The sequence below is a fragment of the Cupriavidus yeoncheonensis genome, assembly GCF_905397275.1.
In the GTDB taxonomy this organism is placed as follows: Bacteria; Pseudomonadota; Gammaproteobacteria; order Burkholderiales; family Burkholderiaceae; genus Cupriavidus; species Cupriavidus yeoncheonensis.
In genome coordinates this window covers 113,157-126,595 of sequence record NZ_CAJPUY010000008.1, presented here as the reverse complement: position 1 = coordinate 126,595, position 13,439 = coordinate 113,157, and the positions used below count along the sequence as shown (strand labels likewise).

Annotated in this window: 10 protein-coding genes; 7 read left to right on the top strand and 3 right to left on the bottom strand. The window is 65.5% G+C overall.

Features of this window, described 5'->3' with window-relative positions; all coding sequences use genetic code 11:
• Window positions 1–55 precede the first annotated feature (55 nt).
• The 5 genes from KHO22_RS12790 (at window position 56) to KHO22_RS12770 (ending at window position 5,204) form a co-directional block, all read left to right on the top strand.
• Window positions 56–1,231: a UxaA family hydrolase gene (locus tag KHO22_RS12790; protein WP_211947506.1), complete on the top strand. Its 1,176-nt coding sequence runs from the start codon at window positions 56–58 to the stop codon at window positions 1,229–1,231.
• A complete protein-coding gene (locus tag KHO22_RS12785) occupies window positions 1,231–2,166 on the top strand; it encodes a hydroxyacid dehydrogenase (RefSeq protein WP_211947655.1) in 936 nt (311 codons plus the stop codon). The genes KHO22_RS12790 and KHO22_RS12785 overlap by 1 nt, the downstream gene beginning before the upstream one ends.
• Window positions 2,163–3,179 (top strand): Ldh family oxidoreductase, encoded by a 1,017-nt coding sequence (locus tag KHO22_RS12780; RefSeq protein ID WP_211947505.1) that lies wholly within the window; start codon window positions 2,163–2,165, stop codon window positions 3,177–3,179. Before KHO22_RS12785 ends, KHO22_RS12780 begins: the two co-directional genes overlap by 4 nt.
• A gap of 64 nt (window positions 3,180–3,243) precedes the next feature.
• Window positions 3,244–4,278: a Bug family tripartite tricarboxylate transporter substrate binding protein gene (locus KHO22_RS12775; RefSeq protein ID WP_211947504.1), complete on the top strand. Its 1,035-nt coding sequence runs from the start codon at window positions 3,244–3,246 to the stop codon at window positions 4,276–4,278.
• A gap of 185 nt (window positions 4,279–4,463) precedes the next feature.
• A complete protein-coding gene (locus KHO22_RS12770; protein WP_211947503.1) occupies window positions 4,464–5,204 on the top strand; it encodes a GntR family transcriptional regulator in 741 nt (246 codons plus the stop codon).
• A gap of 140 nt (window positions 5,205–5,344) precedes the next feature.
• Here KHO22_RS12770 and KHO22_RS12765 read toward each other — a convergent pair whose 3' ends face one another.
• Window positions 5,345–6,478 carry an acyl-CoA dehydrogenase family protein gene (locus KHO22_RS12765; protein WP_211947502.1) on the bottom strand — a complete coding sequence of 378 codons (1,134 nt, stop codon included), beginning with the start codon at window positions 6,476–6,478 and terminating at the stop codon, window positions 5,345–5,347.
• Window positions 6,479–6,491: 13 nt separating this feature from the next.
• The gene (locus tag KHO22_RS12760; RefSeq protein WP_211947501.1) at window positions 6,492–7,685 is read right to left on the bottom strand and encodes an acyl-CoA dehydrogenase family protein; all 1,194 of its coding nucleotides are present in this window, start codon (window positions 7,683–7,685) and stop codon (window positions 6,492–6,494) included.
• A gap of 296 nt (window positions 7,686–7,981) precedes the next feature.
• On the opposite strand from KHO22_RS12760, the gene KHO22_RS12755 reads away from it, so the two are divergent.
• Both KHO22_RS12755 and KHO22_RS12750 read left to right on the top strand, forming a co-directional pair.
• The gene (locus KHO22_RS12755) at window positions 7,982–9,496 is read left to right on the top strand and encodes a class I adenylate-forming enzyme family protein (RefSeq protein WP_211947500.1); all 1,515 of its coding nucleotides are present in this window, start codon (window positions 7,982–7,984) and stop codon (window positions 9,494–9,496) included.
• Between the two features lie 80 nt (window positions 9,497–9,576).
• On the top strand, window positions 9,577–10,545 hold the full coding sequence (locus KHO22_RS12750; RefSeq protein WP_211947499.1) for a Bug family tripartite tricarboxylate transporter substrate binding protein: 969 nt from the start codon (window positions 9,577–9,579) through the stop codon (window positions 10,543–10,545).
• 96 nt (window positions 10,546–10,641) lie between these two features.
• Here KHO22_RS12750 and KHO22_RS12745 read toward each other — a convergent pair whose 3' ends face one another.
• The gene (locus KHO22_RS12745) at window positions 10,642–12,345 is read right to left on the bottom strand and encodes a methyl-accepting chemotaxis protein (RefSeq protein WP_211947498.1); all 1,704 of its coding nucleotides are present in this window, start codon (window positions 12,343–12,345) and stop codon (window positions 10,642–10,644) included.
• Window positions 12,346–13,439 lie beyond the last annotated feature (1,094 nt).

Genomic DNA, 13,439 nt, shown 5'->3' with positions numbered 1-13,439 from the left:
CCGCGCTGCCGTCCCCCAAATCCACTGCATCCATTCCAAATCCGAGGGCCACGCCATGTCCGTGATCGACCAAAACACCACCTTCTGGGGCTACCGCCGCGACAATGGTCGCGTTGGTGTGCGCAACCACGTCATCATCCTGCCGCTGGATGACCTGTCCAATGCCGCCGCCGAGGCCGTGGCCGCCTCCATCAAGGGCACCATGGCCATTCCGCACCCGTATGGCCGCCTGCAGTTCGGGCCGGACCTGGACCTGCACTTCCGCACGCTGATCGGCGCGGGCAGCAACCCGAACGTCGCCGCGGTGGTGGTGATCGGCATCGAGGACGGCTGGACCAAGCGCGTTGTCGATGGCATCGCCAAGACCGGCAAGCCGGTGGTGGGCTTCGGCATCGAGGGCCACGGCGATCACGAGACCATCATGCGCGCCTCCAGGGCGGCGAAGGAGTTCGTGCAGTACGCCACTTCGCTGCATCGCGTGGAATGCCCGATCGGCGAACTGTGGGTGTCGACCAAGTGCGGCGAGTCCGATACCACGTCCGGCTGCGGTGCCAATCCGACGGTCGGCAACGCCTTCGACAAGCTCCATCCGCTCGGCACCACGCTGGTGTTCGGCGAGACTTCGGAGCTGACCGGCGGCGAACAGATCGTCGCGGCGCGCTGCGCCAATGACGACGTGCGCCACCAGTTCATGGCCATGTTCGAGCGCTACCAGGGCATGATCGACCGCTGGAAGACCTCGGACCTGTCCGAGTCCCAGCCGACCAAGGGCAATATCGCCGGCGGCCTGACCACCATCGAGGAGAAGGCGCTCGGCAATATCCAGAAGATCGGCAAGAAGTGCACGGTCGACGGCGTGCTGGACAAGGCCGAGGAGCCGACCCACCCGGGCCTGTGGTTCATGGATTCGTCGTCCGCCGCGGCCGAGATGGTGACCCTGTGCGCCGCCGCCGGATACGTCGTGCATTTCTTCCCGACGGGCCAGGGCAATGTGATCGGCAACCCGATCGTTCCGGTCATCAAGCTCTGCGCGAATCCGCGTACCGTGCGGCTGATGAGCGAGCATATGGACGTCGACTGCTCCGGGCTGCTGCAGCGCGAGCAGACGCTGGACCAGACCGGCGACAAGCTGCTCGAGTGCATGCTTGCAACCGTCAATGGCCGCTGGACGGCAGCCGAGGCACTTGGCCACCGCGAGTTCGTGCTGACCCGCATCCACGAGTCCGCATGATGAAGCGCATCTGCATCAGCGAGTTCATGGACCCGGCCGCGGTGCAGGCGCTCACGCCCGGCTTCGACGTGCGCTACGAGCCGGGCTGGGTGGATCAGCGCGGCGCGTTGCTCGATGCGCTGCCCGAGGCCGATGCGCTGATCGTGCGCAACCGCACCCGGGTCGACGCGGCGCTGCTGGAGCGCGCGCCCGCGCTGCGCGTGGTCGGGCGGCTCGGCGTGGGGCTCGACAATATCGATGTCGCGGCCTGCCGCGACCGCGGCATCCGCGTGATTCCGGCATCGGGCGCCAACGCCCGGTCCGTGGCCGAATACGTGGTGACCATGGCCGCGATGCTGCTGCGCGGCGCCTATGTCAGCAGCGCGGAATTGGCCGGCGGCAACTGGCCGCGTGCGCGCCTGTCCGAAGGGCGCGAGGCCCTGGGCAAGACGCTGGGCCTGATCGGCTTCGGCGATATCGGCAGGCAGGCCGCCGCGCTCGCGCAGGCGTTCGGCATGCACGTGGTGGCGCATGACCCGATGCTGTCCGCGGATGACCCGGTCTGGTCCGCCACCGGTGTGGAAGGCGTCGCGCTGGATGCGCTGCTGGCCCGATCCGATGCGGTGAGCCTGCACGTCCCGCTGGTGGCCGCGACGCGGCACCTGATGAATGCACAGCGCATTGCCGCGATGAAGTCCGGTGCCGTGCTGATCAACACGGCGCGCGGCGGGGTGGTGGACGAAGCCGCGCTCGCCAGCGCGCTGCGCGACGGCCATCTTGGCGGCGCCGCGCTGGACGTGTTCGAGGCCGAGCCGCTGCCCGCGGACAGCGTGCTGGCAGGCGTGCCGAACCTTGTGCTGACCCCGCATATCGGCGGCGTGACGCGCGAGGCCAATGCCCGCGTGTCGATGATGATCGCCGCGCAGGTGCGGCAAACGCTGGAGACCCTGTCATGAGCCGAATCCCGATGGAGCGGCTGGAAGCGCTGGCCCGGTCCGCCTTGCGCCGGGCCGGAGCGAGCGCCTTGCAGGCGCAGGCCACGGCCGCGGCGCTGGTGCGGGCCGATGCCATGGGCCTGGCCTCGCACGGCGTCTCGCGCGTGCCGATGTACGTCGGGCATCTGCGCCATGACCGCGTCGACGGGCAGGCCGTGCCCGCCGTGCGCAGTGTCCGTGCCAGTGCGGCGCTGGTCGATGCCGGGAGCGGGTTTGCCTTCCCCGCCTGCGACCTGGCGATCGCCGAGGCCATGCGCCGCGCGCGCGACACCGGCGTGGGCGTTGCCGCCGTCACCAACAGCCATCACTTCGGCGCCGCCGGGTTGCCGCTGGATGCGGTGGCCCGCGCGGGCATGGTCGGCATCGCCATGGGAAATTCGCCGGCGGCGATGCCGGCCTGGGGTGGCAAGCGCCCGCTGTTCGGCACCAATCCGATTGCCGCGGCCTTTCCGCGGCAAGGGCAGCCGCCGGTCCTGATCGACCTGTCGCTGTCCGAGGTCGCGCGCGGCAAGATCATGGTCGCGGCGAAGCAGGGCAAGCCGATCCCGCCCGGCTGGGCGCTCGACGAGGACGGGCAGCCGACCACCGACGCGCAGGCCGCGCTGCGCGGCTCGATGCTGCCGGCGGGCGGCGTCAAGGGCGCCATGCTGGCGCTGATGGTGGAGTTGTTGGTGACCACCCTGGCCGGCGCGCGGTTCGGCGCCGAGGCGGATTCATTCTTCACGGATGCCGGCAACCGGCCGCGCATCGGGCAACTGTTCCTCGTGCTCGATCCGGGCGCCTTCGCCGGGTCGGCCGTCTATGGGGAAAGGGTCGAAGCGCTGCTGCATGCGATGCTTGGCGACGCAGGCACGCGGCTGCCGGGCGCCCGGCGTTACACGCTGCAGGCTGAAGCGCAGGACCATGGCATCGAAGTACCGGAAGCGCAGCTTGCCGAACTGCTGTCGCTCGCCGGCGAGGAGGTGAAGGCGTAGCTCATTCCCCATCGACAACGGACCCGCCAGGAAGCGGGCCGGCGACCCCAAACGGAGACACACCATGCATCGAGGCTCGATTCGCCCTGCGCTCAGGCTAGCCGCCCGCGCGCTGGTTGCGTTGTCCGCAGTATCGACGTTCGCGTGGCTGGCGCCAACGCCAGCGGCAGCGCAGGGGGGGCAGGGAGGCGGTCCGGCCCCGGCCGCCAATGACTATCCGGGCAAGCCGATCCGCTATGTCGTGCCGTTTTCGGCCGGCGGGCTGACGGACATCATGGCGCGGCTGGTCGGCCAGCAGTTGTCGGAGGAGTGGAAGAAGCCCATCGTCGTCGACAACAAGCCCGGTGGCAATGCCAATATCGGCGCCGACCAGGTCGCCAAGTCGCCGGCCGATGGCTACACCTGGCTGGCCGTCACGCTGACCCATGCTTCCAACGCGACGCTGTTCCCGAAGCTGCCGTTCAGCATGCAGAAGGACCTGGTGCCGGTGGTGCGCATTGCGTCGTCGCCGATGCTGGTGGTGGTGCCGGCGAATTCGCCCGTCAGGTCGATGAAGGACCTCGCGGCCGCGGCCCAGAAGGCCAGGCTCAATGCCGGTTCCAGCGGCAACGGCACGCCGCCGCATCTGACGCTGGCATTGTTCGAGAGCCAGACCCGCAGCAGTCTCACCCACGTCCCGTACAAGGGTGGCGCGCCGTCGATGACGGACCTCATCGGTGGCCAGCTCGACGTGGTGTTTTCCAACTTCCCGGAATCCATTGCCTATGTGAAGGGCGGCAAGCTGCGCGCGCTGGCGGTCACGACGCGTGAGCGGCATCCGCAACTGCCCGATGTCCCTACGGTGGCCGAAGCCGGGTTCCCGGAGCTCATCGTCGAGAACTGGACGGGACTGATGATGCCGGCGGGAACGCCGCGGCCCATCGTCGAGAAGGTCGCCGCTTCGGTCGGGCGCCTGCTTCAGACCGACGCCATGCGCGAGCGCATCGTGGCGGCGGGCTTCACGCCGGCCCCGCAGAACCCGCCTTTCAACGAGTACTTCAATACCGAGGTCACGCGCTGGGCGAAGCTGATCGAGGAGAAGCAGATCCGGGTCGAATAACAGGGTCGAACAAGCGGCGGCCGGGCGGGCCGGGCGGCGATGAGCGCGCCGGAGCATGCGGTTCAGGCCGGTGCGGCGCATGGCGTAGCGGCAGGAATCGCTTTGATATGATCCGGCCTATCTATCGGAATTGCATGGCGCGGCCGTCCGGGCCGCCCGGCACGCTAATCACAGGGGATCCTGACGTGGGCGCGAGATTTGACGCAGGCAGCGCCATCGGCGGTGTCCTGTACAAGGATGTGAAGCAGGCAATACTCGCCGCGCTGGCAAAAGGCGAGTGGAAGCCGGGTGAGGTCATCCCGTCCGAGCGCAAGCTGATTGAACGCTTTGGCGTGTCGATCGGCACGCTGCGCAAGGCGATCGACGAACTGGTGGCGGAGAACATCATGATCCGCCACCAGGGCCGCGGCACCTTCGTGGCCACGCATCGGCAGGAAGACCATTTCTTCCGCTTCTTCCGCATCGTCCGGCAGGACGGGCATCGCGAATATCCCACCGTGCAACTCGCCAGGTTCCGCCGGGCCAAGGCTGACAAGGAAGAGGCCGCCGCGCTGGGGCTGGCGGTCGGCGAAGCCGTGTTCCGCTTCACCAACGTGCTGTCGCTGGAAGGCAAGCCCGTCATGATCGACGCCATCACGGTGCCGGAAGAGCGGTTCAGGACGCTGACGGAAAAGCAACTGCGCGAGCGCCCGAACACGCTCTACAACTTCTACCAGGATGCATTCGGCATCAACATCATCCGCACCGAGGAGCGCATGCGTTCCTCGCTGGCCGATGAGGATGACGAGGCATTGCTCGGCGTGCCGGTCGGCACCTCGCTGCTGAAGATCCTGAGGGTGGCATCGTCGTATCAAGACGAGCGCATCGAGTATCGGGTTTCGCGCGTCGATACCACCAGCCACGAGTTCGTGCTGTCGCAGCCCTAAGTTCCGAGTCCTGATCCCTGATCCCCGATCCCTGAAACGCCGCGCGGCGAACGCGCACCGGACCGTCCGGTACCCGTTCGCCGCGCGAGCCAGCGCTCCTGGCGCTTCGCAGGAGCGCCGCCGGTCTGGCGACGCCGGCCTCAGGCCGCGGTTTCCATCACTTCGCCGAAGCGCTGCAGGTGGTAGTCGCTGTCGCCGAGCAGCTGGTCGAGCATGGTCAGGCGCTTGAAGTAGTCGCCCACGGACAGCTCGTCGGTCATGCCCATGCCGCCATGCAGCTGCACCGCCTGCTGGCCGACATAGCGGCCGGCACGTGCCAGCGTGACCTTGGCCGCGGACAGCATGCGGCGGCGGCGGGCCGGATCGGTTTCGTCCAGCGCCTGGACTGCCACATAGGCCATCGACAGGGCCAGCTCCTTCTGCACCAGCATGTCGGCCATGCGGTGCTGCAGCGCCTGGAACGCGGCCAGCGGCTTGCCGAACTGCCGGCGCGTGCCCAGGTACTCGCCGGTGATCTCGATCAGCTTTTCCATCGCGCCCGCGCCTTCGGCGCACAGCGCGGCCACGCCATGCTCCATGCCCAGGCCCAGTGCGGCCAGGCCGTCGGCCGGCTGGCCCACCAGCGCATCGGCGCCCACGGTGACGTTCTGCAGCGACACGTCGGCGGCACGCAGGCCGTCGATGGTCGGGTAGCCGGTCACGGTCAGGCCGGCGCTGCCGCGCGGCACCAGGAACAGGGCAACGTCGTTGCTGCCGGCAATGCGCGCGGTCAGCAGGTAGGCATCGGCCGAGGCGCCGTGCCAGACCAGGCTCTTGGTGCCGTTCAGCACGTAGCCGCTGCCGTTGCGTTCCGCGCTGGCGCGCGCGGTCTCGGGACGGTAGCGCGTGGTCGGCTCGAGGTAGGCCAGCGTGACGATGCGTTCGCCGCCGGCAATGGCAGGCAGCCATTGTTCCTTCTGCGGCTGGCTGCCGTAGGCCGACAGGATCGCCGCCGACATCACGCCGCTCGGCGTGACCGGCTCCAGCACCAGGCCGCGGCCCAGTTCGCGCTGCACCACGAGCTGGCTCGCGGCGCCTTCGCCGAAGCCGCCGAAGTCGGCCGGCACGGTCAGGCCCAGCACGCCCATCTCGGCCAGCTTGTTCCACAGGCCGCGGTCCAGCGCTTCGCCCGCGCGCGAGCTCTTGCGGCGCGCTTCGAAGGTGTATTCGGTGTCGATGAAGCGGCGCAGGCTGTCCGCCAGCATCTGCTGCTCTTCGCTGTAGGTGAAGTCCATGTCTGCTATCCCTTCAGAAACCCAGGATCATCTTGGAGATGATGTTCTTCTGCACTTCGGTGGCGCCGCCGTAGATCGAGGTCTTGCGCATGTCGTAGTAGGTCGACGACGCCGGGGCGGCCCAGTCCGGAGCCGAGCCCGGCTGCCCGGTGCCCGCTTCGAGCCAGTCCGGCGAGTACGGCCAGGCGTTGGGGCCGGCCACTTCCATCATCAGCATGGCCAGGTCCTGCTGGATTTCCGAGCCGCGGATCTTGACGATCGAGGCCTCGGGGCCGGGCTGGCCGCCCGATTGCGTGGCCACGCGCAGCAGCAGCATTTCCAGCGCCATGATGTCCATCTCGATGCGCGCGATCTTGTCGCGCATGCGCACGTCCTCGATCAGCGGGCGGCCGGCGCCGTCGCTGGCCTGGCTCGCGTAGTGCTTGAGCTGGCGCAGTTCGCGGTGGCAGTGGCCGATGCCGGCAATGCCGGTGCGCTCATGGCCGAGCAGGTACTTGGCGTAGGTCCAGGCCTTGTTCTCTTCGCCGAGCAGGTTTTCGACCGGCACTTCGACGTCTTCGAACCAGGTCTCGTTGACGTCGTGGCCGCCATCCAGCGTCTTGATCGGACGCACGGTCACGCCGGGCGACTTCATGTCGATCAGCAGCATCGAGATGCCTTCCTGGGCCTTGGCCTCGGGGTCGGTGCGCACCAGGCAGAAGATCCAGTCGGCGAAGTGGGCCATGGTGGTCCACGTCTTCTGGCCGTTGACGATGTACTTGTCGCCCTTGCGCACGGCGCGCGTCTTGAGCGAGGCCAGGTCCGAACCGGAGCCCGGCTCGGAATAGCCCTGGCACCAGAAGTCCTCGACATTGGGGATGCGCGGCAGGAAGCGTTCCTTGTGCGCCTGGCTGGCGTACTTCATCAGCACCGGGCCGATCATGGTCAGGCCGAACGGCAGCATGCGCGGTGCGCCGGCGCGCAGGGTCTCGATCTCGAAGATCAGGCGCTGCAGCGCATTCCAGCCGGTGCCGCCCCATTCCCTGGGCCAGGTCGGCGCGCCCCAGCCGTGCGCGTTCAGGATACGGTGCCAGCGGACGTAGTCATCCTTCTCGACACGCTGGTGGTTCAGCACCTTGTTGCGGATGTCCTCCGGCAGATTGGCCTGGACGAAAGCCCGGACTTCTTCGCGGAAGGCCTGTTCCTCGGCGGTAAAACGCAAATCCATCTGAATGTCCCCTGTGGTACGCGGGCCGCATGGCGTATGCGCGGCGGCCCTTCACTGTGCCGGCCGATTGTATGAGGGGCTTGCCGTTCGCTTCTTCACCAATGGCAAAGGTGACCTTCGGACCGGCGGAACCGTTGGGAGGACGTGGCCGCGCCGAAGACGGCCTTAGCGAATTCGAAATGGCTTAGCGGGGATACATGGCGCAAACTTCCTCACCTGCAGCAAGTGCGTTGCAGTGCATGCTTCGACGCATCCGCCGTATCCGCCGTAACCATTCCGACCGAGCAGCGAGCATCATGTCTTCCTTCCGTCCCGAGTTCATCCACGACCTTCCCCGCCACTGGGCCACGCAGACGCCGCAGGCGCCGTGCCTCTACGAAAGCGGCACCGTGATCAGTTACGGCGACCTGTGGCGCCGCATCGAGAGCACGCGGGACTGGCTGGCCGCGCAGGGCGTGGGCGAAGGCGATCGCGTCATCGTGGTCGGCGAGAACTGCAACGAGATGATCGCCACGATGTTCGCCTGCAGCACGCTGCACGCGTGGCCGATCCAGGTCAACGCACGCCTGTCGGCGCGCGAGATCGACAACATCCGCGACCACGCGCAGCCGGTGCTGGTCCTGTTCACGGGCCATGTTTCCGACGTCGCCGCCGCGCACGGCCGGCGGCTTGACGCCAGGGCGACGGGTTGCGCGGTCCATGCCGACGGCATGACCGTGGTGCGCGCCGCGACCACGCCGGAGCGCGTGCCCGCCGAGCAGGCGCGCAAAGTCGCCACGCTGATCTATACCTCCGGCACCACCGGCGCGCCCAAGGGCGTGATGGTGCCGCACGAAGGCCTCACGCACTTTGCCCGCATTTCCGCGACCTCCCGCAATATGGGGCCGACCGATGTCGCCTATGGCGCGCTGCCGATGTCGCACATCTTCGGCATCGCCACGGTGCTGCTGGCCACGCTGTATGGTGGCGCCAGCCTCTTCGTGCGTCCCCGCTTCGATGCGGACGAGGTGTTCGCGGCGCTGGACACTCCCGGGATCAGCATCCTGCAGGGCGTGCCCACCATGTTCACGCGCATCATGGCGGTGGCGCAGCAACGCGAGCGCAAGGCCTATCCGCGCCTGCGCTACCTCTACACCGGCGGCGCGCCGCTCGATCCGACCCTGAAGGGCGAGGTGGAGACATACTTCGGCCAGCCGCTGCACCATGGCTATGGCATTACCGAGTACGCCGGCTCGCTGTTCATCACGCGCATGGAAGCTCCGCGCGCCGATTGCTCGGCCGGCTACATCGTCGAAGGCGTGGAGATCAGCATCACGGACGGCGAAGGCAAGGCACTGCCGGCCGGCGAGCGCGGGCAGATCCGCGTGCGCGGCCCGGGCGTGATGCTTGGCTACTATCGCAATCCGGAGCAGACCGCCGAAGCGCTGCTGCCGGGCGGCTGGCTCAATACGGGCGACCTCGGCTACCTCGACACCGACGGCGCGCTGTTCATCTCGGGCCGTTCCAAGGACCTGATCATCCGGTCGGGCTTCAATGTGTACCCGATCGAAGTGGAGTCCGTGATCAACGCGTTCCCGGGCGTGCGCCAGTCGGCCGTGGTCGGCCGCAACACGAGCGACGGCAACGAGGAGGTGGTGGCCTTCATCGAGATGCAGGACGGCATCGAGCCCGATCGCGCCAGGCTCGATGCCTATCTGCGCGAGAGCCTGGCCCCGTACAAGCGCCCGGCCGAAGTGCGCGTGATCGACGTGATCCCGACGACTGCCAGCGGCAAGCTGCTCAAGCAGCCGCTGCGGGCGCTGCTGGGCTGACGGCCCGGCGCGGATTTTTCTTTTCCCGCCGGCCCGGCCGGTGTCCGGCGGGAACACAAAGCAATCCTGGAGGAGACAATATGAAACGCTGGATGACCGTTGCCGCGATGATGGCGACACTGCTGCATGGGGCCGCATGGGCTGCGGATGCGTATCCGTCGCGCCCGGTCAAGCTGATCGTGGGCTATGCGCCTGGCGGCCCAGTCGATACCGCCGCACGCATCTACGCAGAGCAGCTCGGCCGCGCGCTGCATCAGCCCGTGGTGGTGGACAACCGCGCCGGCGCGAGCGGTGCCATCGCCGCCGACCTGACCGCCAAGTCGGAGCCGGACGGCTATACGCTGTACTTCGTGGCCAGCCCGACCATGACCATGACGCCGCTGATCCAGCGCTCGGTCAAGTTCAACCCGCTCAAGGACTTCACCTACATCGGCCTGATCACTGACTACACCAACGTGCTGCTGGTGAACAAGGACTTCCCCGCGAAGAACGTGGGCGAGCTGGTCGACTACGCGCGCAAGCATCCGGACGATGTGTCGTTTGGCTCCGCCGGGGTTGGGGCATCGAACCACCTGTCGGCCGAACTGCTGGCGCAGATGAGCCGCGTCAAGATGCTGCACGTGCCTTACAAGGGCAATTCGCCGGCCATGGCCGACGTGGTCAGCGGCAAGGTGACGTTCATGTTCGACATCACCGGCACGGCCATCGGCCACATCAACGGCGGCAAGGTGCGGGCGCTGGCGGTCACATCGAAGACGCGCAACCCCGCCTTGCCAAACGTGCCGACGATGATCGAGTCCGGGCTCAAGGACTATGACCTGACCGGCTGGTATGCGCTGATCGGCCCGCAGAAGCTGCCCGCCGACGTGGTCGACAAGCTGATCAAGGCGCAGAAGGCCATCGGCGATGATCCCGCGTTCAAGCAGCGCATGGCCGCCGGCGGCTACGACCTCGACATCACCGGGCCCAAGCCGCTGGCTGACCGCATCCAGCGTGAACTGACGCTGTGGGGCGGGGTGGTGAAGACGGCGAAGATCCAGGCGGACTGAGCTTCCGGAGCGGATCTCGATCCGCTCGTTGTGTGGCGTGGTCAGCCTGGGTGACAGTCTGCCGGGCCCGATGGAGTCTTGGCTCGCTCTGCGGTCTCAGAACGTTTCCCAGTCCTCCGAGCCGTTGCTCATCCTCGGGTTGGGTTGATTCGCTGTAGCAGGCGCGGTGACGGTCTTCGCTTCAGCCGGTCTGCCTGCGATCACCTTGGGCCGCTGTTTGATGCTCCTACTGGGCGAATCGTGGCGTGAGGTGGCAGCCTTCTCGTCGCCAAGCCGGAAGAACATCACCTCGGTCTTCATCTTGCCCGCCTGTTCTTCCAGGGACTGGGCTGCCGCAGTGGATTCTTCCACCAGGGCCGCATTCTGCTGGGTGACCGCATCAATCTGGCTGATCGCCTGGTGCACCTGCTCGATGCCCTGGCTCTGCTCCGCCGACGCTGCCGAAATCTCGCTCACAATGTTGGACACCTGGCCGATGGACTGCTTCACCCGCTCCATCGATTCGCCGACCTTGAGGGCCTGCCGCTCGCCTTCCCGTACCATCGCAGACGACAATGCGATCAGGTCCTTGATTTCCTTGGCCGCGGAGGAAGAGCGCTGCGCCAGCGAACGGACCTCACCCGCGACCACTGCAAAGCCCCGTCCCTGCTCGCCGGCACGGGCGGCTTCCACGGCGGCGTTCAGTGCCAGGATATTGGTCTGGAACGCGATGCCCTCGATCAGCCCGGTAATCTCGGAAATCTGTGCCGAGCTCCCGCTGACTTTGCCGATGGTCTGCATCATGGCGGCGACTTCGACGTTGCTCGTGTCGGCCAGGTCCCGCGCGGTAGCCGCAAGGGAATTTGCCTGTTGAGCATTCTCGGCGTTCTGCTTCACGGTCTGCGTGAGTTCGGTCATGCTGGCAGCCGTTTGTTCCAGCGAGGAAGCCTGTTCCTCGGTACGCGACGACAGATCCAGGTTGCCATTGGCGATTTCCTTGGACGCCACCATGACCGACTCGCTTGCATCGCGGATGCCGCGTACTGTGCTGGTAAGCTGGCGCCCCATCTGCTGCATGGCGTTGAGCAGCTTTCCGAATTCCCCCTTGGCATCGACCACGATCCCGCCGTCCAGGCGGCCCTGTGCAATGTTTCCCGCCAGCCTGACTGCCTTATCGAGCGGGCCGGACACGGCGCGCACGAGATAGACCGCCACCCCGATGCTCAGCAACGTACCAATGGCGATAAGGGTACTTGCGATCCACATGACTTCCCTGCTGTGATCGGAACTTTCGGCATTGGCATCCTTGGCCTGGCCAATATTGGATGCCAAATCGGCAGCGAACAATTCCGTCAACTTATCGCCAACGGGGGTGATTTCCTTTGTCTGGAAGGCGATCGCAGACTCATAATCTTCCCGTTCCAGAATCTCCAGTGCCTGCGCCACCGCGAGATGATACTTCTTCAACCCTGCATCGATCTGATCCGCAATGGCGCGTTCCTCATCGTTGGTAATGCCGCTCGGATAGTACGCTTTCCAGGCCTCGTTAGCCCCGGTTTGCAGCTCGCGGATCCTGGGAAGATGTGTCCTGGTCTTTTCGGTATATGTCCTCCACAACAGAAGACGCACATTGAGCGTTGAGGCACGGGTGTTTGCCAACTCTGTAATGGGAACGACATTGCCTGTGTAGGTTGCCTGCAGCCTGTCGTTGAGACTGGACATTCCGCTAAGGCCAAAGAATCCGACAAGAAGTGTCAGGGAGATGCTGATTGTCAGCGTCAAGATGATCCTGAACTTGATTGTCTGAAGGAATTGCGACATGAGAGGTCCTATGGTCTGTTCTACCTATGAAGACTCCGGAGCTCCACTAGTGCCAGAGGCGAACCGTCCGAGGCGAAAGTGATTCGCTTGCCAAGGACATTCAGGAGGAATGTCGGCCCACAGCGGTAGAAAAATAATGTTCGAATGGTTGACTATTGACAGGTTCGTGTCTTGTGAATAGCCGGATGTTGGGTGCTTCGATCGGGAAAGGGGGAAATGCACATCCCCAGATAGAAGGCCGGCTGGAACGTGAGGCAACAGCCTGAGTTGTTTTCCATGATTCTGGGCGTCACTACAGCGCGCAATTTTTCCGGGCAGCATATTTTTTTATCCGTTTGTCACATGGCGGTTGCGGGACAGCCAGGACATGAAGCAATCTTGCGAAGCGTCAATCTTCTGGAAATGGAAGGGCGCAGCTGCTTTCCGAGTTCGAACTCGACCAGTTGCTGGAGACCCATGACGCTGGCTTGGCGCCCGGACAGGTCGCCTACGGCTGCCAGCGGTATGCGCGGGCCGGTTGCCCCACGCTTTCACATGCACGGCGGGCGAGCGCGATGAGGTTCTTAACCCGGGCGATGCCATTTAGTGAAGGCAGGTAGGGAGAAGGCGTGTCTACCGCTGCGAGCGGCGAAGTCCAGGTAGTCACCGAAGATGATGAACCGGACATCGCCCGGACACACTTCATTCGACGGAGTCTGACATCATTCGCCAGGCATGCCATTTACGTCGACCAAGTGGTCTAGTCTAAAGGCACGTGACATTACCCTTTTCCTGGGCCCGCCAGTGCATCGCGGGGAGCATGGCGCTCTGACACGTTTCGCCGCATCAGGGATATGAGCTCGGGGTCTAACTCTTGCATTGCGCGCTGTTGACCGGTGCCAGAGGCTGCCACCGCAGTGTTTCACGCGCGGAGTATAGTCGTGTCGACCTAGTGTCGCGCCACTCGATAATTATATTTGTTATATATCATTGACGTCTGTCAGAGATGTCGGGTGATGTCCTTTGAATAATAAGGAAAAGCTTGCGATCGCGACGATGAAAAGTAGCAACAAAATGGGGATCTTCATTTTGCAACCATGAACACGCAACTCGAT

Excerpts from the sequence above, each read along its gene's own strand:
- KHO22_RS12790 (WP_211947506.1), top strand. The coding sequence starts at position 56 with ATGTCCGTGATCGACCAAAACACCACCTTCTGGGGCTACCGCCGCGAC.
- KHO22_RS12785 (WP_211947655.1), top strand. The coding sequence starts at position 1,231 with ATGAAGCGCATCTGCATCAGCGAGTTCATGGACCCGGCCGCGGTGCAG.
- KHO22_RS12780 (WP_211947505.1), top strand. The coding sequence starts at position 2,163 with ATGAGCCGAATCCCGATGGAGCGGCTGGAAGCGCTGGCCCGGTCCGCC.
- KHO22_RS12775 (WP_211947504.1), top strand. The coding sequence starts at position 3,244 with ATGCATCGAGGCTCGATTCGCCCTGCGCTCAGGCTAGCCGCCCGCGCG.
- KHO22_RS12765 (WP_211947502.1), bottom strand. The coding sequence starts at position 6,478 with ATGGACTTCACCTACAGCGAAGAGCAGCAGATGCTGGCGGACAGCCTG.
- KHO22_RS12760 (WP_211947501.1), bottom strand. The coding sequence starts at position 7,685 with ATGGATTTGCGTTTTACCGCCGAGGAACAGGCCTTCCGCGAAGAAGTC.
- KHO22_RS12755 (WP_211947500.1), top strand. The coding sequence starts at position 7,982 with ATGTCTTCCTTCCGTCCCGAGTTCATCCACGACCTTCCCCGCCACTGG.
- KHO22_RS12750 (WP_211947499.1), top strand. The coding sequence starts at position 9,577 with ATGAAACGCTGGATGACCGTTGCCGCGATGATGGCGACACTGCTGCAT.
- KHO22_RS12745 (WP_211947498.1), bottom strand. The coding sequence starts at position 12,345 with ATGTCGCAATTCCTTCAGACAATCAAGTTCAGGATCATCTTGACGCTG.